The 19,753-nt window shown below is 59.0% G+C and carries 22 protein-coding genes; 8 read left to right on the forward strand and 14 right to left on the reverse strand.

The genetic code is table 11. The annotated features are described in order from the left end of the window. The first annotated feature begins 51 nt into the window (after positions 1-51). Positions 52-1,293: an MFS transporter gene (locus tag HKX44_RS12580; RefSeq protein ID WP_276151673.1), complete on the forward strand. Its 1,242-nt coding sequence runs from the start codon at positions 52-54 to the stop codon at positions 1,291-1,293. 1 nt (position 1,294) lies between these two features. On the opposite strand, the gene HKX44_RS12585 is transcribed toward HKX44_RS12580, so the two are convergent. The 6 genes from HKX44_RS12585 to mbfA all read right to left on the reverse strand — a co-directional run bounded on the left by HKX44_RS12585 (position 1,295) and on the right by mbfA (position 6,171). Next, entirely contained in the window at positions 1,295-2,212 is a 918-nt protein-coding gene (locus HKX44_RS12585) for an ornithine cyclodeaminase (protein WP_276151674.1), read from the reverse strand. Next, complete coding sequence (locus HKX44_RS12590) at positions 2,209-2,829, reverse strand: HAD family phosphatase (RefSeq protein ID WP_276151675.1); 621 nt, start codon at positions 2,827-2,829, stop codon at positions 2,209-2,211. The genes HKX44_RS12585 and HKX44_RS12590 overlap by 4 nt, the downstream gene beginning before the upstream one ends. A gap of 66 nt (positions 2,830-2,895) precedes the next feature. Continuing rightward, positions 2,896-3,348, reverse strand: coding sequence for a YaiI/YqxD family protein (locus HKX44_RS12595; RefSeq protein WP_276151676.1), 453 nt, complete (start codon positions 3,346-3,348; stop codon positions 2,896-2,898). A 3-nt stretch (positions 3,349-3,351) separates the two neighbouring features. Then, the gene (fghA, locus tag HKX44_RS12600; protein ID WP_276151677.1) at positions 3,352-4,185 is read right to left on the reverse strand and encodes an S-formylglutathione hydrolase; all 834 of its coding nucleotides are present in this window, start codon (positions 4,183-4,185) and stop codon (positions 3,352-3,354) included. Positions 4,186-4,211: 26 nt separating this feature from the next. Beyond that, complete coding sequence (locus HKX44_RS12605; RefSeq protein ID WP_276151910.1) at positions 4,212-5,141, reverse strand: AEC family transporter; 930 nt, start codon at positions 5,139-5,141, stop codon at positions 4,212-4,214. A gap of 55 nt (positions 5,142-5,196) precedes the next feature. After that, positions 5,197-6,171: an iron exporter MbfA gene (mbfA, locus tag HKX44_RS12610; protein WP_276151678.1), complete on the reverse strand. Its 975-nt coding sequence runs from the start codon at positions 6,169-6,171 to the stop codon at positions 5,197-5,199. 129 nt (positions 6,172-6,300) lie between these two features. On the opposite strand from mbfA, the gene HKX44_RS12615 reads away from it, so the two are divergent. Both HKX44_RS12615 and HKX44_RS12620 read left to right on the forward strand, forming a co-directional pair. Next, entirely contained in the window at positions 6,301-6,918 is a 618-nt protein-coding gene (locus tag HKX44_RS12615; protein WP_276151679.1) for a TetR/AcrR family transcriptional regulator, read from the forward strand. A gap of 16 nt (positions 6,919-6,934) precedes the next feature. Then, positions 6,935-7,228: an I78 family peptidase inhibitor gene (locus HKX44_RS12620; RefSeq protein ID WP_276151680.1), complete on the forward strand. Its 294-nt coding sequence runs from the start codon at positions 6,935-6,937 to the stop codon at positions 7,226-7,228. Here HKX44_RS12620 and paaK read toward each other — a convergent pair. Continuing rightward, a complete protein-coding gene (gene paaK, locus HKX44_RS12625) occupies positions 7,225-8,535 on the reverse strand; it encodes a phenylacetate--CoA ligase PaaK (RefSeq protein WP_276151681.1) in 1,311 nt (436 codons plus the stop codon). The two genes, HKX44_RS12620 and paaK, sit on opposite strands and share 4 nt — an antisense overlap. After that, on the reverse strand, positions 8,532-8,972 hold the full coding sequence (gene paaI, locus HKX44_RS12630; RefSeq protein WP_276151682.1) for a hydroxyphenylacetyl-CoA thioesterase PaaI: 441 nt from the start codon (positions 8,970-8,972) through the stop codon (positions 8,532-8,534). The genes paaK and paaI overlap by 4 nt, the downstream gene beginning before the upstream one ends. A 117-nt stretch (positions 8,973-9,089) precedes the next feature. Here paaI and HKX44_RS12635 point away from each other — a divergent pair, with 117 nt between their 5' ends. Then, positions 9,090-9,443 (forward strand): DUF2794 domain-containing protein, encoded by a 354-nt coding sequence (locus HKX44_RS12635; protein WP_276151683.1) that lies wholly within the window; start codon positions 9,090-9,092, stop codon positions 9,441-9,443. A gap of 102 nt (positions 9,444-9,545) precedes the next feature. Here HKX44_RS12635 and HKX44_RS12640 read toward each other — a convergent pair whose 3' ends face one another. The 3 genes from HKX44_RS12640 to HKX44_RS12650 all read right to left on the reverse strand — a co-directional run bounded on the left by HKX44_RS12640 (position 9,546) and on the right by HKX44_RS12650 (position 12,173). Next, positions 9,546-10,331 (reverse strand): NlpC/P60 family protein, encoded by a 786-nt coding sequence (locus HKX44_RS12640; RefSeq protein WP_276151684.1) that lies wholly within the window; start codon positions 10,329-10,331, stop codon positions 9,546-9,548. Further along, on the reverse strand, positions 10,328-11,710 hold the full coding sequence (locus HKX44_RS12645) for a leucyl aminopeptidase family protein (protein ID WP_276151685.1): 1,383 nt from the start codon (positions 11,708-11,710) through the stop codon (positions 10,328-10,330). Before HKX44_RS12645 ends, HKX44_RS12640 begins: the two co-directional genes overlap by 4 nt. Positions 11,711-11,795: 85 nt before the next feature. Continuing rightward, positions 11,796-12,173 (reverse strand): hypothetical protein, encoded by a 378-nt coding sequence (locus tag HKX44_RS12650; RefSeq protein WP_276151686.1) that lies wholly within the window; start codon positions 12,171-12,173, stop codon positions 11,796-11,798. A gap of 149 nt (positions 12,174-12,322) precedes the next feature. Between HKX44_RS12650 and HKX44_RS12655 the strand changes: the two genes are divergently transcribed. The 3 genes from HKX44_RS12655 to HKX44_RS12665 are packed head-to-tail and all read left to right on the forward strand — an operon-like array spanning position 12,323 to position 14,283. Continuing rightward, complete coding sequence (locus HKX44_RS12655) at positions 12,323-12,973, forward strand: carbonic anhydrase (protein ID WP_276151911.1); 651 nt, start codon at positions 12,323-12,325, stop codon at positions 12,971-12,973. A gap of 11 nt (positions 12,974-12,984) precedes the next feature. Then, complete coding sequence (locus HKX44_RS12660) at positions 12,985-13,968, forward strand: sodium-dependent bicarbonate transport family permease (RefSeq protein ID WP_276151687.1); 984 nt, start codon at positions 12,985-12,987, stop codon at positions 13,966-13,968. Between the two features lie 3 nt (positions 13,969-13,971). Next, positions 13,972-14,283 (forward strand): transcriptional regulator, encoded by a 312-nt coding sequence (locus HKX44_RS12665; protein ID WP_276151688.1) that lies wholly within the window; start codon positions 13,972-13,974, stop codon positions 14,281-14,283. On the opposite strand, the gene HKX44_RS12670 is transcribed toward HKX44_RS12665, so the two are convergent. Together HKX44_RS12670 and HKX44_RS12675 are read right to left on the reverse strand one after the other, a co-directional pair. Next, positions 14,284-15,909: a mucoidy inhibitor MuiA family protein gene (locus HKX44_RS12670; protein ID WP_276151689.1), complete on the reverse strand. Its 1,626-nt coding sequence runs from the start codon at positions 15,907-15,909 to the stop codon at positions 14,284-14,286. It abuts the gene before it with no gap. 101 nt (positions 15,910-16,010) lie between these two features. Continuing rightward, positions 16,011-17,033 (reverse strand): aspartate-semialdehyde dehydrogenase, encoded by a 1,023-nt coding sequence (locus HKX44_RS12675; protein ID WP_276151690.1) that lies wholly within the window; start codon positions 17,031-17,033, stop codon positions 16,011-16,013. A 110-nt stretch (positions 17,034-17,143) separates the two neighbouring features. On the opposite strand from HKX44_RS12675, the gene HKX44_RS12680 reads away from it, so the two are divergent. Next, positions 17,144-18,313: a DUF3095 domain-containing protein gene (locus tag HKX44_RS12680; RefSeq protein ID WP_276151691.1), complete on the forward strand. Its 1,170-nt coding sequence runs from the start codon at positions 17,144-17,146 to the stop codon at positions 18,311-18,313. A 264-nt stretch (positions 18,314-18,577) separates the two neighbouring features. Here the strand turns inward: HKX44_RS12680 and HKX44_RS12685 are convergent, their stop codons facing one another. Next, positions 18,578-19,753 (reverse strand): MFS transporter, encoded by a 1,176-nt coding sequence (locus HKX44_RS12685; protein WP_276151692.1) that lies wholly within the window; start codon positions 19,751-19,753, stop codon positions 18,578-18,580.

Raw genomic sequence — 19,753 nt, forward strand, 5'->3', positions numbered from 1 at the left:
ACCGCAGTCGGCATTTGTCTAACGTGGCGCGACCAGCCCAAGGAAATGATCATGCCGCAGCGCACCCCAATGTTTACCCCCGTTCTGATTGTCAGCTGCATCATCATCATGGTCAGCTTTGCGGTACGTGCCTCTTTTGGTGTGTTCCAAATTCCGATTGCCCAAGAGTTCAACTGGCTGCGGGCCGAGTTTTCGCTGGCGATTGCGATACAGAATTTGGCTTGGGGGATTGGCCAGCCGATTTTCGGGGCGATGGCGGAAAAGATCGGGGACAAGCGGGCGATTGTCATCGGGGCGGTTGTCTATGCTGTGGGGCTGGTGCTGTCGGCCAATTCAACCACGCCGATCGAACATCAGGCCTATGCGTGGCTGGTGGGTTTTGGCATTGCGGGCACAGGGTTTGGTGTCATTCTGGCGGTGGTGGGCCGCGCAGCGAGCGATGAAAACCGATCCATGACCTTGGCGATTGTGACGGCAGCGGGCAGCGCAGGGCAGGTGTTCGGGGCACCGGTTGCCGAATGGCTGCTGACATTCTTGTCATGGCAAAGCACCTTTCTTGTTTTCGCGGCGGTGGTCTTGTCACTGATCCTGACCTTGCCGCTGATGCGGGCACCGGCAATGGCCAGCAAGGCCGAACTGGAAGAAAGCCTTGGCCAGATCCTGACCAAAGCCTTCAAGGATCCGTCTTATACGTTGATCTTCCTGGGGTTCTTTTCCTGTGGTTATCAGCTGGCGTTTATCACCGCACATTTTCCGGCATTTGTGACCGAGATGTGTGGCCCTATCCTTGCTGGTGGGGTGCTGCATAACATTGGCATCACCACCACATCGGCCCTTGGCGCGGTTGCGATATCCCTGATCGGGCTGGCGAATATCGCGGGCACGCTGGCGGCGGGGTGGGCCGGCAAGCGGTATTCAAAAAAGTACCTGCTGGCAGGGATATATGCGGCACGCACGGTTGTTGCGGGGCTGTTCATTCTGTTGCCGATGACACCGGTGACGGTAATCCTGTTCTCTGTCGCGATGGGGTCGCTTTGGCTGGCGACGGTGCCGCTGACCTCTGGGTTGATCGCGCATATTTACGGGCTGCGTTATATGGGCACGCTTTATGGCATCATCTTTTTCAGCCACCAGATGGGCAGCTTTCTGGGCGTCTGGCTGGGCGGGCGGATGTATGACGCTTTTGGCAGTTACACGGCGGTCTGGTGGATTGGTGTCGGCATCGGGGCGTTCAGCGCGGTGGTGCATTTACCGGTGCGTGAACGCCGCCTTGAGGGGCTGCGCACGGCCTGAGTCATCCCTGCGCGTTCCAGCGCTCCAGAATGTAGCGCGATGTCATCAAATCCAGATGCGCCCCGCCGCCGTTCTTGAACAGGGTGATTTCATCGGCGTTTTGGCGGTGGAACGCGTCCGGCGTATAGTAATCGGCAATCAGGTGATCCCGTGTAATTGCACCGGATTCCAGCGGGATGTTGATTTCGCCGATATGGCCGATGGTGGTGTCGAAACTGTCGACAAAGACGCGGGCGCGCAACAGCGCGGCGTCATCCACTTCGCGCATGTCGGGGCGATAGGCACCGATCAGGTCAACATGCTGGCCGGGGCGCAGCCATGCGCCTTTTATCAGGGGGTCGGTGGACATTGTGGCGCTGGTGATGATGTCGGCCTGTGTGACGGAGGTTTCCAGATCATCAATCACGGTGATGTTGGGCAGTTCGCCAGCCATTTTGTCAGCATTGGCACGGCTGCGGTTCCACAGGGTAAACTCCGCCTGCGGAAAGGCCGCGGAATAGGCGGCATGTAGGGCGCGGCCCTGATTGCCGGCACCCACGATCAGAATGGTGCGGCTGTCGGGACGGGCAAGGCGGCGGGCGGCCAACAGGCTGTCGCCGGCGGTTTTCCATTTGGTCACAAGATGGAAGTCGACGATGGCCTCAAGCGTGCCGTCGTTGTCGGCATAAAGGTTCAACCCGCCGTTCACCATTGGGGCCCCTTTGGCGGGATTGTCGGGAAAGACCGTGGCGGTTTTGACCGCCATGCCAAGCCCGTCGATCCATGCGGCGCGGCTGAGCAGGGTGTCCTTGCCACGGTACAGAAACGTATCGCCGATTTCGGCTTTTGGCAGGGTGTGGCCCGTCGCAAGGGCATCGGTCAGGCCGATCCAGTCCAGCAAAGCCTCGCCTGCGTCAAAGGGGATTATCGGAATGTTCATTGTGCATCGTCCTTGCTGAGCAGGCCCGCCGCGACCAATCTGTCGGCCCAGCCCTGCGGGTCTGTAAAGTGATGGGTTTGCCAGCCGCGCTTGGCCGCAGCGGCGATATTTTCGGGGCGGTCATCGGTGAACAGCAGGGCTGCTCCCGAAAGGCCGCTGGTTGTTTCAAGCGCGGCATAAATGCCAGCGTCTGGTTTGATCATGCCCAGATGTCCGGAAATGAAATCGCGGTCGAACTGGCGCAGGAAGGGATAGCGTGTCGCTGCCAGATCATAGGTTTGAATGCCAAAGTTGGTCAGGGAAAATACCGGCACGCCACGCGCCTGAAGTGCCGCCATCAGACGCACGGAATGGTCAATCGCAGGCGAAGCCATATCAAGCCAGCGGTCATGCCACAGCATGATTTCATCTTGCCAGTCGGGGGTGGCCTGTGCGGTTGCAACAATCACCTCGCGAAAGGTTTCGCCGATATCGACACGGTCGTTCATGGCATGGAGGTCGACGGCGGCAAACATAGCGCGGCGACGGTCCGGGCCAATCACGCTGTCGAAAAACCGTTCTGGATGCCACTCGATCAGGACATTGCCAATGTCGAATACCACGGCTTGGGGTTTCATCTGGTCATCTCCGTTCGGGTGCGTAAACTTTAAAAGCTTCCGACCGTTTTCTTTGAGAGAAAACAATTACAATCGGGCTGCTGCGCGCAATTCACGTTCTAGGGCATCGAGAAACCGTGACCGGTCCGCCTTGGTGAAACTTTTGCCGCCGCCTTGGCGAAACGGGTCGGCGGCGCGCAGATCCGTCATCAGGTCGCGGGTTGCCAGCACATTGCCGATATTTGCCGCTGTCAGCGCCTCGCCGTTGTGTTTCAAAACTTTGGCCCCTGCTTCGACGCATTTTGCCGCCAGTGGGATGTCGCCGGTCACCACCACATCGCCAGTGCCACAGCGCTCAGCGATCCACATGTCAGCGACGTCAGGGCCATCCGGCACGATCACGGTTTCCACAAAGGGATTTTGCGAGGGGCGCAGCCCGCCGTTTGACACCACAAACATGCGAATCTTGTGGCGGGTTGCGACACGCTCTGCTTCGGCTTTGACCGGACAGGCATCGGCGTCGATGTAGAGCGCGGTCATGGATCAGCCCTCGTAGAGTGCTTCGGCGTGGAAGGCGATATGATCTTCCATGAAGGTGGAAACAAAGAAATAGCTGTGGTCATATCCCGGTTGCATACGGAAGGTGCCGGGCTGGCGTTTGGCGGCGAGGGCGGCGGCCAATGCCTCGGGTTTCAACAGGTCAAGGAATTGGTCAGCGGCACCCTGATCAATCAGGACCGGCCCGTCAAACCCGACATCAGCCATCAGCAAGCTGGAGTCATGTTTGGCCCATGCGGATTGATCATCGCCAAGGTAAGCGGAAAGTTGTTTGCGGCCCCAGTCGCTGCCTGTCGGGTGGGCGATGGGGGCAAAGGCGGAAACCGACAGAAACCGTCCGGGCAGATTCATGGCAAGGGTTAGGGCACCATGCCCGCCCATCGAATGGCCGGTGATGCCTTGGCGTTCCATATCCAGCGCAAAGTTCTCGCCCAGCAGGGCGGGCAGTTCTTCGGCAATATAATCCCACATCTGGAAATTCGGTTTCCAGGGATCCTGTGTTGCGTTCACATAGAACCCCGCGCCTTTGCCCAGATCATAAGCCTCGTCATCGGGCACATCGTCGCCGCGCGGCGAGGTATCGGGGAAGACCACCGCGATGCCATGCTCTGCCGCCCAGGCCTGTGCCCCGGCTTTGGTCATGGAGTTTTCATGGGTGCAGGTCAGGCCGGACAGATACCACAATACCGGCACAGGGCCGTCACGGGCTTCGGCGGGCAGGAACAGACCGAATGTCATTTCGCAATTACAGACGGCAGAACTGTGGGAGTAGACTCCCTGAGTGCCGCCAAAGCTGGCATTTTCGGAAATGGTTTTCATCGGGTGGTCCTTTGTGAAGTAGGGGGTCAGGCGGTGGTGATCCAGCCGATAACAAGGCTGACGGTGAGAATACTGAGGGCGGTCGAGACAAGAATCGCGGTTGAAACCCGAACCGGCGCGACACCGTAGTGCTGCGCCAGCATATAGACATTGCCGGCAACGGGAAGGGCCGCCACGGCAATGATCACGCCGGCCTTGAATGGGTCAACGCCAAACAGAAACAGGGCCGCAAAAGCGACAAACAGCGGGTGCAGGACCAGTTTGCAAAAGGTCAGCCAACCGGCAACGGCCATATTATCGGGGGCGGTCAAGGCCAGCGACGCACCGATGGCAAACAGCGCGCCGGGGGTGGCTGCGCCGCCAAGAAGTGCCAGGAAATCATTCATCGGATCGGGGATGGGGAGATGCAGGCCGGACCACAGGAAGCCGGCAGATATGGCCACAATCATCGGGTTCTTGAACAGACCCACGCCGATGTTGCGTAGCATAGGCAAGCTGATTTGTCCGCCCCGTGCGCCGGTGATCAGGATCACGATCAAGCTGGAAAACACAATCAGATCAATAGCCAAGGCGAGAAGGACCGGGCCGATCGCCTCTGGTCCCAGCAGCAACGTCAGCATCGGCACGCCCAGAAAGCCGGTGTTGCCGATGACGGCGCATTGCGCCTCGATTGCGGTGGTGGGGATGTCCAGCCCGCGCAGAAAGCCGACAAGGGTGGCAATGCCATAAACGAACGCGGTGCCCCAGAGATAGGCGGCAAACAGACGGGTATCCCAAAGCTCGGTCAGGGACAGGTTTGCGGAAAACCGGAACAGCATGGCGGAGAGGGCAAAGTAGAAAACGAATTTCGTCAGGTAGGCCGTTGCCTCGGCGCTGAAGAACCGGGTGCGGCCAGCCCAGAACCCCAACCCGATCAGGGCAAAGAATGGCAGTGTTTTCAGAAAGATCGCGAGCATGGCCATGGGATAACGCGGAGGCGAGCGGATCACTAGTGAAAACCGGCCTGCTGGCTTATCCTGAGCCGATCAGCACCCCCGTGGCAAAAACAAGGGCACCCCCCAGAACAACCTGCAAGGCGGCGCGAAAAAACGGGGTATCCATGTATTTGTTCTGAATCCACGCGATGGCCCAGAGTTCGACGAACACAACGATGAAGGCCACGGTTGTTGCGGTCCAGAAGTCCGGAATCAGATAGGGCAGCGCATGGCCCAAACCGCCCAGGGTGGTCATGATGCCGGAGGCAAAGCCACGTTTCCAAGGCGAACCACGCCCCGACAGGGACCCATCGTCAGAGGCCGCTTCGGTAAAGCCCATCGAGATGCCGGCCCCCACGGAGGCGGCCAGGCCGACAAGGAAGGTTGTCCATGTGTCCTGTGTGGCAAAGGCGGTGGCAAAGATCGGCGCAAGGGTAGAGACAGAGCCGTCCATCAAGCCGGCCAGCCCCGGTTGAACCCAGGTCAGTAGGAACTGCCGCCGTTCCTGATCGTTCTCGGCATCAAGGCTTGCCGGGTCCAGATGGCGGGCGGAGAGTTCTGTGGCGGTGTTCTGGTGCCCGGCCTCGGCGGCGGCCAGATCGCCCAAAAGCTTGCGGGTTGGCGCGTCTTTGGTGCGCGCGGCGGCAGCCAGATAGAACCGCTCTGCGTCGCGTTCCATCGCGGCGGCTTCGGTGCGGATGCGTTCCAGCCCAAGGTTTTCAATCAACCAGACCGGACGGCGGGCATAATACCCCGACACATGTTCGCGCCGGAGCAACGGGATGACCGAGCCAAAGCGGTGTTGGTGCAGGTCGATCAGCCGTTGGCGGTGTGCGTCTTCTTCTGCTGCCATACCGTCAAAGACCGCCGCAGTGCTGGGAAATTCGTCCCGCAGGGTTTCGGCATAACCGCGATAGATTCGGGCGTCATCTTCTTCGGACGAAATGGCGAGGGCGAGCATTTCCTGTTCGTTCAGGTCTTTGAACCGTTTTCTGCTAAAGGCAAAACGCATCTGGGAATCCTTATAAATTAGAATCATTCTAAAAACTTTATTTCCCTATCACAAGGGCACGTACGGCATTAAGGCTTGGAACTGAACGAAACGGTTTATACTCTAGGCGTTCCTTTATCCGGAGATGATATGCCTCCTACCGCTCCTAAGGTCCGCAAGGGCCGCAAGTTTAATCAGGTCCTTGAAGGGGCGCGGGCCGTGTTCATGGCCGACGGCTTTGAAGGGGCCAGTGTGGACGAGATCGCACGGGTTGCGGCGGTATCAAAGGCAACGCTTTATCGTTACTTCCCTGACAAGCGGCTGTTGTTCATGGAAGTGGCGAACGCCGAATGCGTCCGATTGGGGCAAGAGGCGCTGGACAACATCGACATGGACGCGGACCCGCGCGACGTTCTGGCGAAAAACGCACAGCATTTCCTGCGCTTTATTACCTCCACCTTCGGGGTGCAGATATTTCGCATTTGCGTTGCAGAAACCGAGCGATTTCCCGAAATTGGGCAAGCCTTTTACAACTCGGGGCCTGCCGAGATGCGTCGGGAAATGGCAGATTATTTTAGAGAGGCCGAAGCCCGCGGCGGATTGAAGATCGACGACTATGAACTTGCGGCTGACCAGTTTGGCGAATTGTGCAAGGTTGATATCTGGCCCCGCCTGATTTTTGGTGTCAGCAAAACGGTGACCGAGGAGGAGATCAACCGTGTGGTTGATGGTGCCGTCGATATGTTTATGGCCCGATACGGGACCTGATAGAAGGAAAGAACAGATGATGAAAACCACCTATGCCGGCCCGATGCTGGCACTTGTATTGGTCGCAGGGTGCAGCGCGGCCCCGATGTCGAAACCCGTCAACCCGACGCAACCGACCAGCGGTCCCGACACCTGTAATGCAGCGGCGTATCAAGGCCTTGTGGGACAGGACGCCGTGGTTGACCTGTCCTTGCCGGACCCCAAACGCACCTATCGTCTGGGTGATCCTGTGACAAAGGATTTCAATCCCGCACGGTTAAACATCAAACTGGATGACACCGATACAATCATTGCGATTGATTGCGGTTAACCTTTCGGGCGGTTGTCGATGATCCGCACGGCTTTGCCCTCTGATCGTGCGACGCCGCCCACATCCGCCACTTCGATTTTGACACTGATGCCAACGGATTGTTTGATATGCGCGGACATGGCTTTGGCCGCGGTTTGCCGCATTTCATCGGTCACGCTGGCGTCGACGCATTCGCACAACACACGCATTTGATCCATACGGTCAGGGCGCGACAATTCAATCTGGAAATGCGGGGCAAGGCCGGTGGTCGCCATCAGGGCCTCTTCGATCTGGGTGGGAAAGACATTGACGCCGCGCAGGATGATCATGTCGTCGCTGCGCCCGGTGACCTTTTCCATACGCCGCATCGCGCGGGCCGTACCGGGCAGCAGGCGCGTCAGGTCGCGGGTGCGGTAGCGGATGATCGGAAAGGCCTCTTTGGTCAGAGATGTGAACACCAGTTCGCCCTGCTCGCCCTCGGCCACGGGTTGCCCGGTTTCGGGGTTGATGATTTCGGGGTAAAAGTGGTCTTCCCAAATATGCAGCCCGTCTTTGGTTTCGACACATTCCATCGAAACACCCGGTCCCATCACCTCTGACAGCCCATAGATGTCAACCGCATGCATGTCGAATGCCTGTTCAATTTCCTGCCGCATGGCATTGGTCCAGGGTTCCGCCCCGAAAACCCCGACCTCAAGCGAACAGTCGCGCGGGTCCAGCCCCTGAGCTGCGAACTCGTCCAGAATAGACAGGGAGTAGGAGGGCGTAACCGTGATGCCCTTGGGTTTGAAATCGTCGATCAACCGGACCTGGCGCGGGGTCATGCCGCCAGAGATGGGATAGGTCGACAGTCCAAGCGCATCGGCACCCAGATGGATACCCATCCCGCCGGTAAACAACCCATAGCCATAAGCGTTGTGCAGCATGTCGCCGGGTTTCAGGCCGGCAGCCCGCAGGGAACGCGCCACAACGGAGCCCCAGTTTTCAAGATCAGCCTGAGTATAGCCGACAACCGTCGGCTGGCCGGTGGTGCCGGAAGAGGCGTGGATGCGTGCGATCTGTTCGCGCGGCACGGCAAACATCTTGAACGGATAGTTGTCTCGCAGATCGGTTTTTACGGTGAAGGGGAATTTCGCCAGATCGGACAGATCATGCAGGTCGTCAGGATGCACCCCGGCATCGTCAAAGCTCTTCTTGTAAAAGGGCACGTTGTCATAGGCGTGGCGCAAAGACCATTTCATCCGCTTGAGTTGCAGGGCGGCAATCTCATCACGGCTGGCTGTTTCGATGGCATCCAGCGTGTCGCGGGCGGGTGTCAGGTCTTTCATTCGGGGGTTCCTTCTTCGTCGAAATGCTGGCCGGAGATTGTGCGGGACAGGCCGCGAAACAGGGCGACGGTTCGGCCATCTCCGCCGCAGACCGTGACATCGTAGACGCCGGAGCGTCCGCTGCGTGAGGTCTCGCTTGCGGTGGCGGTAAGGGTTTCATCAACCGCGCCGGGGGCGACATAGGTGATCTGGTTTTGCTGGGCGACCACCAGCCGGTTGTAGCTGTTGCAGGCGAAGGCAAAGGCGCTGTCGGCCAGTGCAAAGATAAATCCGCCGTGGCAAATTCCGTGCCCATTCAACATGTCAGGGCGTATTTTCATCGCCAAGACCGCATGGCCCGGACCGACGGATTGGATTGTCATGCCCAATCCGCGCGAGGCGGAATCAGCGGCAAACATCAGTTCGGCACATTTGGCTGCGCGGCCTTCGGGAGTCATTTGGAACAGCTTTCATGTTTCATAAATGCGGACCCTTGCATTTTCCTGTAACGCTTTCAACAAATTTGATTGGTTGCCACTCTTGATCTGTTTGGCAAAGGGCGCAAATGTGGTCCTATGACCATGCATCTGCCGCCGAATGCCACGCCGTTTGAACGCCCGCTTGAACAGGTGGCTTTTCACCGCACTGAGCTGTCGGTGATCCTGTCGCTTTATGGGCGTATGGTGGCGGCGGGTGAATGGCGCGACTACGGTATTTCACATCAGCGCGATGTGGCTGTGTTCTCTGTGTTTCGCCGCACTGCCGAGGTGCCACTATACCGGATCGAGAAGCGACCCAAGCTGCGCAATAAGCAAGGGCTCTATGCGGTGATCGGGGCCGGTGGTCAGGTCTTGAAACGCGGCGGTGAGCTGCGTGCTGTGTTGCGGGTGTTGGAGCGCAAGCTGATCCGTGCGGTGGATTTGGATTGAAGTGTCTGGCCTCTATTGGGGCGGGCGCGAAAACGCCAAGGACGCCGCCCGGCCGAGGGTGCGGACAGTATTTAAGGCCAAAAAGAGGGAAAAGAGGGTATTCTAGAAAGTGCCAGTGAGCCTGCGATGTGCCGTGATGGGGCCGTCGCCCTGTGCTGCGATGCGGGAAATTGCGGCTGTGATGGGTTCACAGGTGACGGCCATCGCGCTGGCGTTGGCGTGGATCAGGTTTGTTTTGTCTGTCACCATGGCCACATGACCTTTCCAGAACAGCAAGTCGTTGCGCCGGTAGGGTGCAGTGGCATCCTGTCCCAGTGCCATCTGCATATCGCTGTCGCCAGGACAGGGGATGGCGCAGGCCAGCAACGCGGCCTGAACAAGACCGGAGCAGTCGATGCCATCGCGGCTGTTTCCGCCCCAAAGATAGGGTGTGCCAAGGTAGAGGGTGGCGATTGTGGCCGGATCGTTCTGGTATTGATCTATCGGTGTCAGGTGTTGCGTGGGAATAAAGCCGGCAGTGGTTTCTGCGAATTTGCCGTCATGGCCGGTAACAGTGACATGGGCCGCGTGGCTGAGACGCATCCGATCAGGGGATTTGAAATCGGCGCGGGTGTAGGCATGGGTTGAGGGGGTGTTGACCCGATGGGTTGGGGCCGTGGCGCGCCCATGGCTGTCCGCTGTGATATACCCGCAATAGCCGTCCTTTGCAGATTGGACATAGGACCAGCCGGTGGTGGTGTTGAGAAGGCGCAGGCCATCGCCAAACAGCAGCTGGCGGTCGCGGGGGCCGGAAGGCGTGCGGCAGAGATCCACCACGGGCCGCGTGATTTGTGTCGGCTGATCCATGGAAACAACAGAGGGATCGGCAGTCAGGCGCGGGTCGCTCATGGTTTCAGGAATGCGGGCAGGGCCGCAAACAGCGCCCGCGTGGCCTGTCCGGTGCCGCCTTTGGGGCGGGCGGGGGCATCGGCGGGTTGCCAGCCGTAGATGTCAAAATGCGCATAGGGGCTGGTGCTGACGAAACGGCGCAGGAACAGGGCCGCGGTGATGCAACCGGCAAAGCCACCTTTTGGTGCATTGTCCAGATCGGCAATGCCCGGTTCGATCATGGTTTCGTAAGGTTCGTGGAACGGCATACGCCAGATGGGATCACATGTCTGCGATGCAGCGGCTTCAAGGCAGGAGACAAAGGCCGCATCGTCACTGAAATAGGGGGCAAGGTCGGGGCCGACGGCCACACGGGCGGCACCGGTGAGCGTGGCCATCGAGATGATCTGATCGGGGGAGTCTTCTTCCGCGAGGGCCAGCGCATCGGCCAGCACCAGTCGCCCTTCGGCATCGGTGTTGTTGATTTCCACCGTAAGGCCCTTGCGCGAGGTCAGGATGTCGCCGGGACGGAAGGCATTGCCCGCAACAGAGTTTTCCACCGCAGGGATCAGGACACGCAGCTGCACCGCGAGGCCTGTTGCCATGACCATATGGGCCAGCCCCAGAACGGCGGCGGCACCGCCCATGTCCTTTTTCATCAAACCCATAGAGGCCCCGGGTTTCAGGTTCAGACCGCCGGTGTCGAAACAGACGCCCTTGCCCACCAGCGTCAGTTTGGGGCCGGCAGTGCCCCAGCGCATGTCGATCAGCCGTGGCGCACGATCGGCGGCGCGCCCCACCGTGTGGATCAGCGGAAAATTTTGTGTCAGCAGGTCGTCACCGGTGATGACGGCGATGTCGGCCCCATGTTGCGCTGCCAGATCACGGGCGGCCTGTTCCAGATCGGGTGGCCCCATGTCGTTGGCAGGTGTGTTGATCAGGGTGCGGGTCAGGGCTTCGCCATTGGCCTGTGCCTCGATGTGAGAGGTGTCGATGCCCTGCGGTGCAACCAGCTGCGCCAGCAACGGCGGCTGTGTGCGGTAGCGATCAAACCGGTAGCCCGCCAGCAGCCAGCCCAAGGCCTCGGCAGATAGGGTGTCGTGGTTCAGATCACTGATGATATGGTAGGTGCCTTTTGGCAGTTTCGCGGCGGCGGCGGCAATGTGAAACCTGCCGCGCCGGCGTGCGGCTGCGGTGCCATATCCAGCCACTGCCAAAGCCGGCAGCCCATCAGGCCCCGCGATGCTGGCGGCCTGACCTAACCCTCCGGTAAACCCTTGAGCGGCAAGCGTATTGCCTGTTGCATCCGGTTGTGTTGCCAGCCAGTTTTTCACTTGGTCCTCGGCGAGGATATGCAAAGGAATGGACGCCTCGACGGGGGCAGCAAAGGATAGGGACATATTGGACCTGTGTATGAAATCAGACCCGGTCAACCTACGCCTTTTTGCGGCCCCTGCAATGGGGCAGGGCACGATGGCCAAATCGCTAGATGGTGATATCCTGAATGTCCCAGACCGCCGAAAGCGATCTGTCCCCGACCCGCATCAGACGGGACAGGGTGGCCGCGACGGCAACACCGTTGCCTTGGTCGATACTATCGGTGACATCACTTGCAACATGGCTGAGGGCCCGCATTCCGATTTGGTCAGCGATGGCAATCAGCGAACGCGTGTTCTTGCGCAGCTCGTCCCATTGCCCCGCCCGGTACAGTTTTTCGCAATGCGACATCCGCAAGGCCAGTTCCTCAAGTGCGCGACACACGACGTCTTCGGCACTGACGGCACCCAGCTGGGAGTAGAGCGCGCCCAGCCGATCCTGATCAACGCTGACGTTTTCCGTTGGTTTAATTTGCAGAACCTGCATGTTTACTCACCCTTATTCCAGCCCCCACGGCTTGGGTGGTTTTGCACTCAAGTGATGATGAAATGGTTGAGGCCGCGCTGTCTTTTCTCTCGAATTCTTCGAAAGTTTGGGATAACCAGTTGCGAACGAACACAAGGATGATGTGAATGCTGGATCGGGTTAAACCGTTACCTAACTATCTGGTGCAACGCTATCACGGTTGGAAAGCGACCGGATACTCTGACAACAAGACTTGGTATCGACGGCTTGCCAGTGATGGGCAGCACCCGCGCGCAATGGTGATTTCATGTTGTGACAGCCGTGTGCATGTGACGTCGATTTTTGGCGCGGATCAGGGCGAGTTCTTTATCCACCGCAATATTGCGAATCTTGTGCCGCCTTACGAACCGGATGGTGATCACCACGGTACTTCCGCAGCGGTGGAATATGCGGTGCGGGTGTTGAAGGTCAGCAATCTGATGATTCTGGGCCATTCCAACTGTGGCGGCATCAAGGGCTGTATCGACATGTGTAAGGGCCATGCGCCCGAGCTGGAAGCCAAAGACAGTTTTGTTGGCCGTTGGATGGACATTCTGCGCCCCCGCTTTGAGGTGGTTGCGGATATGAAAGACGCCGAAGAGCAAACCCGTGCATTTGAGAAAGAGGCGGTGGTTACCTCTTTGGAAAACCTGATGACCTTTCCTTGGATTGCGTCAAAGGTGGAAGAGGGCACCCTAAGCCTGCATGGGCTGTGGACCGATATCGGTGAGGGCGGGTTGGAACATTACAATCCCGAAACAGGAAAGTTCCACGCTGTTTAGGGCCTTTATTCATGGACCAATTGCTTTCTCTGGCGGGACAGAACCTGATTTCGCCGATTATCCTGTGCTTTGTGCTGGGGGTCGCGGCGTCACTGGCGCGGTCTGATCTGAGTATCCCCGAAGCGGTGGCCAAGGGGTTGTCGATCTATTTGCTGTTTGCGATCGGTTTCAAGGGCGGCGTCAGTGTGGCGGCCCATGGCATTGACGCAACTTTGGGTCTGGCGCTGCTGGCCGGGGTGGTTCTGTCAGCCCTGTTGCCGCTGATTGCCTTTGCTCTGTTGCGGTTGATGACCCAGATGAACCGTTTGGATGCAGCAGCGGTTGCGGCGCATTACGGGTCGATTTCGATAGTGACTTTTGTGGCGGCGACCTCGGTTCTGGACAGCCGTGGCGTGGCCTATGAGGGCTTCATGGTTGCGGTTGCCGCTGCGATGGAGGCCCCCGCCATCCTGTCGGCGCTTTGGTTGGTCGCCAAAGGTGGCGGCGACGGATCAAAGGGCATGGACAATGCCCTGCTGCGCGAGATCATGTTGAACGGATCAATCGTATTGTTGGTGGGGTCGTTCTTTATCGGTTGGGCCACAGGCGAAGACGGGCTGGCGGAAATCTCCAGCTTTATCGTGTCGCCGTTCAAAGGTGTTTTGTGCCTGTTTCTGCTGGACATGGGGCTGGTTGCGGGGCGTGGCCTGCGCGAGGGGGGCAAGATATTGCGCCCTGCGGTTCTGGCCTTTGGCGTGCTGATGCCGCTGATCGGATCGGTGATTGGTCTGGGTTTTGCGGTTGCGTTGGGCCTGTCGAGTGGCGGCATTGCCTTGATGATGGTGCTGTCCGCCTCGGCGTCTTATATCGCGGTGCCCGCTGCCATGCGCGTTGCCCTGCCAGAGGCCAACCCGTCCCTGTACCTGACCTTGTCACTGGGCGTGACATTTCCGTTTAACCTAACCCTTGGTATCCCGCTTTATGTGGCGGTGTCCCAAGCCGTTTCCGGAGGCTGAGCCATGCAAACCCATCGTGCCAAGCGGGTAGAGATCACCATTGAAGCGGTCATGCAGTCACGGCTGACGGATGCGCTGACCAAGGCGGGTGTGACCGGATATACGGTGCTGCCGGTGTTGGGGGGCTCGGGGCGATCCGGCCCATGGAGCAGATCCGGTCAGGTCAGCCGCGCATCAGGCATGGTGCAGGTCGTGTGCATCATCCGCCCCGAACGGGTGGATGATTTGCTGGATGCTGCCTTTGCCGTGGTAGAGCGCCATATCGGCATCGTCAGCGTGAGCGATTGTGATGTGCTGCGCGCCGAACGGTTCTGATCAGCGCAGAACCTTATCCTCTGGCCAGCGCAGGTCTTCCTTAATCGAGATCGAAGTAGTGACCCCTGCGGCGATGTTCATATCCCACTGCAGAATACCGCGCCGGTCATCAATGTTGATTTGATCAGGCGTCGGGTTGGCAGACCAGTCGATTTGCAAGTCCTCCTGCGCGGTATAGGGCACAGCCGCCCGCACCTCGACTTGCCAATCTTCGTTGCCGATGTTCTGGATATCCATCCGCGTGTGGTCTGTCTTTGCATTGGATCTGCTGATGATCCCACGATCACCTTCGGTCTGGTCCAGCACTTTGTAGCTCAGGCGCAGGTCTTCTATTGGGCCAAAGGGCAGCTCGGCCTTATCCCCTGCCGGGATCAGTTCAAGGTTCATTTGCCCGATCAACGTATTGTCCAGAAACAGCGCCGCTTCTTGGGTCGGCAACAGGGGTTCCATGGTTGTGTTGGTGAATTCTGCCATCAAAAATGCAGTCTGGTCCAAGCGCGGCACCGCACGGGCAAAGCGGCGGGCCGGGAAGGTAAGCGTATCAAACGCAACGCGCGTGTCGTCCACGCCGCTTGCAATATCTACTGGCGACGGGACGATGTAGGTAACCCCCGGCCCGTCGAAGGTGGCCGCAGCCGCCTCTTCCATCACAACCGGCGCTTCGATTACCGCGCCGGCACCATAGCTTTCGACGCTATCGGCCAATTGGCGGGAAAGCTTGGCGCGCGGCGGCTCTTTGTCTGCCAGCGTCAGCTGTCTTGCATAAACTTGCGAGGGTTGCGTTTGGCCTGATGGCACAAGCGTGGACAGGGTCAAGGCCACCCCTTGCCAGTTTTCGCCACTGTGTTGAGAGACGACGGCCCCCCGTTTGACGGACAGTTGCGGTGCGTCTTTGCCATCCAGATGAATATCATACGTCGGGACCCAAGCCGCCTGAACCAGGTAATCCAGTGCAATTGTCACCTCACCTGCCGCGGGGGCCATGACATTAAGGGTCAGTTGCGCGTGTTTTTTCGGGGGCGGAGTCAACGCAGCCAATGCAGCCCGGGCATCGCTAAGTGCGGTTTCCAGATCCGCCCGCCCCAGTTCTAGCCCCCGCACGGCCTGCCGCGCGCTCATTGCGTCCTGCTCTGCTTGCAGGCTTTCGTCGCTGATCATCTGGCCAAGCGCCTGCAAAGTGCTGACATCAGCGGGCAATCCTTCGTTGCGGCCTAAATCCCCAAGAAATCCGATCCGCGCCTGTGCGGCCTTGCCGGCGAGGGAGGCCGCTTCGATCTGGTCGTCCAAGTCACGCAATGCGGCTTCGGCGGCTTTTATCCGATCCTTGGCTGCAACGATCTTGGCGCTGTCTGTGTTTGGTTGCGGCGGGACGGCATCTTTGCGCAATTGCGTTGTGCCAAGGGTCGCTCCTGCCACCGAGACTCGCAAATATTCGCGATCCATTGTGTGAGGCAGATCAGGCAAGACAATCTGATGCGCGCCTTGAGGTAGGGCAAGCGTAGCCTCACGCTGAACCGTTGCCAAATAGGGGAACACCGTTACCGACTTTGGGCCGGATTGAACGGTAAAGACGTCCGCCATTGCGGCGGTTGGCAGCAGGGTCAGGCAGGCAAAGAGGATACGCATAAATCAATTCCCATAGTTTTCAGGGCCAGTCTGCACCTTGATAAGAAAAAGAAAAGGGGACCAAACGGCCCCCTTTCCCCAATACGTATTTTGAGCGGATATCAGCCCTTTTTCAGAACCTCACGGCCCAGCAATTCGGCGATTTGAACCGCGTTCAATGCTGCGCCTTTGCGCAGGTTGTCAGATACGCACCACAGGTTCAGACCGTTGTCGATGGTGCTGTCCTGCCGAATGCGGCTGATGAAGGTCGCAAAATCACCGACACATTCAACGGGCGTGACATAGCCGCCGTCTTCGCGCTTATCGATGACCATGATGCCGGGGGCTTCGCGCAGGATGTCGCGGGCCTCGTCCTCGTCCAGATGATCCTCGAACTCGATGTTGATCGCTTCGGAGTGACCCACGAAGACCGGAACACGCACACAGGTCGCGGTGACCTTGATGTCCTTGTCGACGATCTTTTTCGTTTCGGCGACCATCTTCCATTCTTCTTTGGTTGAGCCGTCTTCCATGAACACATCAATGTGCGGAATCACGTTGAACGCGATCTGCTTGGTGAACTTGTTCGGCGGCACGTCCGATGTCGGGTTATAGATCGATTTGGTCTGATCCCAGAGTTCATCCGCACCTTCCTTGCCGGAACCGGACACGGATTGATAGGTGCTGACCACCACACGTTTGATCGTCGCGCGGTCATGCAAGGGCTTCAAGGCCACAACCATCTGCGCCGTGGAGCAGTTCGGATTCGCGATGATGTTCTTTTTGGCATAGTCATGCACGGCCTGCGGGTTCACCTCGGGCACAATCAAGGGCACATCGGCGTCGTAGCGGTAGAGCGACGAGTTGTCGATCACCACACAACCGGCCTTGGCGGCACCGGGCGCATATTTCTTGGTCGCGTCGGACCCGACCGCGAACAGCGCCATGTCCCAACCCGTAAAATCAAACGTATCCAGGTCTTTGCACGTCAACGTCTTTTCGCCAAAGCTTACTTCCGTGCCCAATGAACGACGGCTGGCCAAGGCCACGATCTCGTCCACAGGGAACTGGCGTTCAGCCAGGATGTTCAGCATTTCGCGGCCCACATTGCCAGTGGCGCCCACGACGGCGACGCGATAACCCATCTTATTTCTCCGTTATATAAGGGGTGGTGCGGCGCACATACACCGCTTGCCGTTCCGTGGAAAGACCCCTGCGTTGCCGGACTGGTTTGTAACGTAAGGTGCGTGTTAGGATGGCACCGATCAAAAAGGCAGGCCGAATGACCCAAAGCGATCCGTTTTACGACCAGTTGCCGCGTGTCAGGGCTTTTGACCAGCTGACACAATCGGACCGTTTCACACCTGTGCCGCAGGATTGGACCATTGGCGTTTCGGACATCGTCGATTCAACCGGATTGGTGCAAGCTGGCAAGTACAAGACCGTGAATATGGTCGGCGCAGCGGTGATTTCTGCGATGATGAACGCCCTGAAAGGGCGGGCGTTTCCGTTTGTTTTTGGCGGTGATGGGGCCGGATTCGCCGTGCCCCCAGAGGACGAAGCCGCCGCACGGGATGCCTTGGCGCGGGTCGCATCCTGGGCGCAGACAGAGTTCGGTATTGGGATGCGGGTCGCTTTGGTGCCGGTGGCGGATGTGCGTGCAGCGGGGCACGATGTGCGGGTGGCCCGACTTCAGGTTTCCGAGGGAGTGGATTATGCGATGTTTGACGGTGGCGGGGTTAGCTGGGCCGAGGCCCGAATGAAAGCCGGAAGCTATGTGATTTCCCCGGCAGCAGAGGGCAGCGCGCCTGACCTGACAGGATTGTCTTGCCGCTGGTCACCGATGCCGGCGCGCAATGGGACGATTCTGTCGATCCTTGTGTCCCCGATGGCAGGGGTTGGCGAGGATATCATTGCCGAAATTTATGATCGGGTTGTCAGCCTTGCACAGGGGTTGGAGCGTGGCGGCCATCCGGCGGCGGTCTCTGGTCCGGGAACGGACTGGCCCCCGAAAGGGGCAGCACTTGAGGCCCATGCGATCCGTGGCAGCGGGCCGCTAGGCCGCGCGCGGCGCAGGGTCATGTTTGAATCCTTGGTGGCTTGGTTGTTGATCCGGACGGGGATCAAGCTGGGGGGCTTTGATGCACGTCGCTATGCGCGGATCGTCGGTGAGAACGCAGATTTTCGCAAGCGCGATGACGGGCTGAAAATGACACTGGATTGTGATCCGGCCACTCAGGCGCAGATTGAGGAAGTGTTAAGTGCGGCCAAGGCGCAAGGCTATATCGAATATGGCACTTCCACACAGGACACCGCGATGATGACCTGCATCGTGCCGTCGATCATGGCTGACGATCATGTGCATTTCATCGACGGCGGCGCGGGCGGCTATACTTTGGCCGCCGCGCGGATGAAGGGGCGCTAGGGCCTGTGGACAATCATCCTGCCGCACTGGTTTCAGTCCAAAATTGCCCAGTTCTGCGTTAAGAAAGCTGGAATTAACCCGTTAGTCCTACGCTTTCTTGCCTGGAACTGAGCAATTTTGGCGAAATCGCTGCGCGACGCGGCCCATTTTGCCTCCGGCTTCACCGCATTGCCCTTCCGATGAACCACATCGGGGCGGTCAATTCGGCTCGCCAGCGGCAAGATGGGTCTCGCGCCAGTGCGGCAGGATGATTGTCCACAGGCCCTAGTCTGTGTTGTCCCGACTGAACAGATACACCACAAAACCGGCGCTAAGGGCGATCAGGAAAAGCGCAAACACCGCCACATAGGGGCTTGCCGCGGTTTCACCCGGCAGGGCGGCGCGATAAACGCGGCCGGACAGAAACTGTGCGATGCCAACGCCGCCAATGCTGAACAGGTTCAACAGTGTCACCCCCCGCCCGATCAGGTGACTTGGCAGAAAGCTTCGGCCATGGGCCATTAGCACCGGATAGGTGGATCCGAAAAAGCCGATGGCACACATCAGAAAAACGCTGAGGATGAAGCTGCTGGCGGGAAGAACCGTCAACATGCCGCCGGCAAGTATCGCAAGGGCGGTGCCGCCGGCGATCATCCATTTGCGCGACGGGCTAAGCTTGTCTGCAAACCCGAAAGCCAGCGCGCCCAGCACCATTGCCCCTCCCATCAACAGGCTGGCCTGCCCGATGGTGGCTGTGTCGGTGCCAAACACATCGGCCAGATAAGGGCCAATCCACAAACCGCGCACCGCCCCGGGAAAGGCATAACTGACCCCGATTAACAGGCAGATCGGCCAAAGCGCGCGAATGCGCAACAGTTCCGACATCGACCCTTTGACGCCGTCGGTGACGCGCGGCGGGTCTTTGACCCAGAGCAATGTGCCAAGGGCGACCAGTGCCGACAGCCCGGCGAGCCCCCAAAGGGCGCTGCGCCACCCCAGTAACTCGGCGGCAAGCGCCATTGGGTAGGCGGCGACCAGATTGCCCATACTGCCGGCCCCGACCATCACAGAGGCAAGGATGGCGAAGGTTGCGGGGGGAAATTCGCGGGCAAAGATGTAGTAGGACGCCATCAGAACCGGCGCACAGCCAACCCCGATCAGGGCCATGGCGATGGTGATATGCACCGGTGCTGTTGCGACAGCAAAAAGGGCCGCGCCCCCGGCACCACCAAGCAGCAACAGCCAGCCTGCGGTGCGGCGTGGGCCGATGCTGTCAAGCGCGGCACCGATGGGTATTTGGCAGGCGGCGAATGTCAGGAACCACAGGCCCGACGCAAAGGCCAGATCATCCGGCATCGCGCCGATGTCGCGCTCAAGGATTTCGGACAAGACGGCCAGAAAGGCGCGAAAAAACTGACTTAGCACATAGGCCAGCCCCAGCAGAAAAATCCCAATACTCAT

Origin of the sequence: Sulfitobacter sp. M05 (genome assembly GCF_029285175.1) — a bacterium.
In the GTDB taxonomy this organism is placed as follows: Bacteria; Pseudomonadota; Alphaproteobacteria; order Rhodobacterales; family Rhodobacteraceae; genus Sulfitobacter.

What these genes read in the sequence shown, in the direction of transcription:
- HKX44_RS12580 (WP_276151673.1), top strand. Translation starts at nt 52, where the DNA reads ATGCCGCAGCGCACCCCAATGTTTACCCCCGTTCTGATTGTCAGCTGC.
- HKX44_RS12585 (WP_276151674.1), bottom strand. Translation starts at nt 2,212, where the DNA reads ATGAACATTCCGATAATCCCCTTTGACGCAGGCGAGGCTTTGCTGGAC.
- HKX44_RS12590 (WP_276151675.1), bottom strand. Translation starts at nt 2,829, where the DNA reads ATGAAACCCCAAGCCGTGGTATTCGACATTGGCAATGTCCTGATCGAG.
- HKX44_RS12595 (WP_276151676.1), bottom strand. Translation starts at nt 3,348, where the DNA reads ATGACCGCGCTCTACATCGACGCCGATGCCTGTCCGGTCAAAGCCGAA.
- fghA (WP_276151677.1), bottom strand. Translation starts at nt 4,185, where the DNA reads ATGAAAACCATTTCCGAAAATGCCAGCTTTGGCGGCACTCAGGGAGTC.
- HKX44_RS12605 (WP_276151910.1), bottom strand. Translation starts at nt 5,141, where the DNA reads ATGCTCGCGATCTTTCTGAAAACACTGCCATTCTTTGCCCTGATCGGG.
- mbfA (WP_276151678.1), bottom strand. Translation starts at nt 6,171, where the DNA reads ATGCGTTTTGCCTTTAGCAGAAAACGGTTCAAAGACCTGAACGAACAG.
- HKX44_RS12615 (WP_276151679.1), top strand. Translation starts at nt 6,301, where the DNA reads ATGCCTCCTACCGCTCCTAAGGTCCGCAAGGGCCGCAAGTTTAATCAG.
- HKX44_RS12620 (WP_276151680.1), top strand. Translation starts at nt 6,935, where the DNA reads ATGATGAAAACCACCTATGCCGGCCCGATGCTGGCACTTGTATTGGTC.
- paaK (WP_276151681.1), bottom strand. Translation starts at nt 8,535, where the DNA reads ATGAAAGACCTGACACCCGCCCGCGACACGCTGGATGCCATCGAAACA.
- paaI (WP_276151682.1), bottom strand. Translation starts at nt 8,972, where the DNA reads ATGACTCCCGAAGGCCGCGCAGCCAAATGTGCCGAACTGATGTTTGCC.
- HKX44_RS12635 (WP_276151683.1), top strand. Translation starts at nt 9,090, where the DNA reads ATGACCATGCATCTGCCGCCGAATGCCACGCCGTTTGAACGCCCGCTT.
- HKX44_RS12640 (WP_276151684.1), bottom strand. Translation starts at nt 10,331, where the DNA reads ATGAGCGACCCGCGCCTGACTGCCGATCCCTCTGTTGTTTCCATGGAT.
- HKX44_RS12645 (WP_276151685.1), bottom strand. Translation starts at nt 11,710, where the DNA reads ATGTCCCTATCCTTTGCTGCCCCCGTCGAGGCGTCCATTCCTTTGCAT.
- HKX44_RS12650 (WP_276151686.1), bottom strand. Translation starts at nt 12,173, where the DNA reads ATGCAGGTTCTGCAAATTAAACCAACGGAAAACGTCAGCGTTGATCAG.
- HKX44_RS12660 (WP_276151687.1), top strand. Translation starts at nt 12,985, where the DNA reads ATGGACCAATTGCTTTCTCTGGCGGGACAGAACCTGATTTCGCCGATT.
- HKX44_RS12665 (WP_276151688.1), top strand. Translation starts at nt 13,972, where the DNA reads ATGCAAACCCATCGTGCCAAGCGGGTAGAGATCACCATTGAAGCGGTC.
- HKX44_RS12670 (WP_276151689.1), bottom strand. Translation starts at nt 15,909, where the DNA reads ATGCGTATCCTCTTTGCCTGCCTGACCCTGCTGCCAACCGCCGCAATG.
- HKX44_RS12675 (WP_276151690.1), bottom strand. Translation starts at nt 17,033, where the DNA reads ATGGGTTATCGCGTCGCCGTCGTGGGCGCCACTGGCAATGTGGGCCGC.
- HKX44_RS12680 (WP_276151691.1), top strand. Translation starts at nt 17,144, where the DNA reads ATGGCACCGATCAAAAAGGCAGGCCGAATGACCCAAAGCGATCCGTTT.
- HKX44_RS12685 (WP_276151692.1), bottom strand. Translation starts at nt 19,753, where the DNA reads ATGAGTATTGGGATTTTTCTGCTGGGGCTGGCCTATGTGCTAAGTCAG.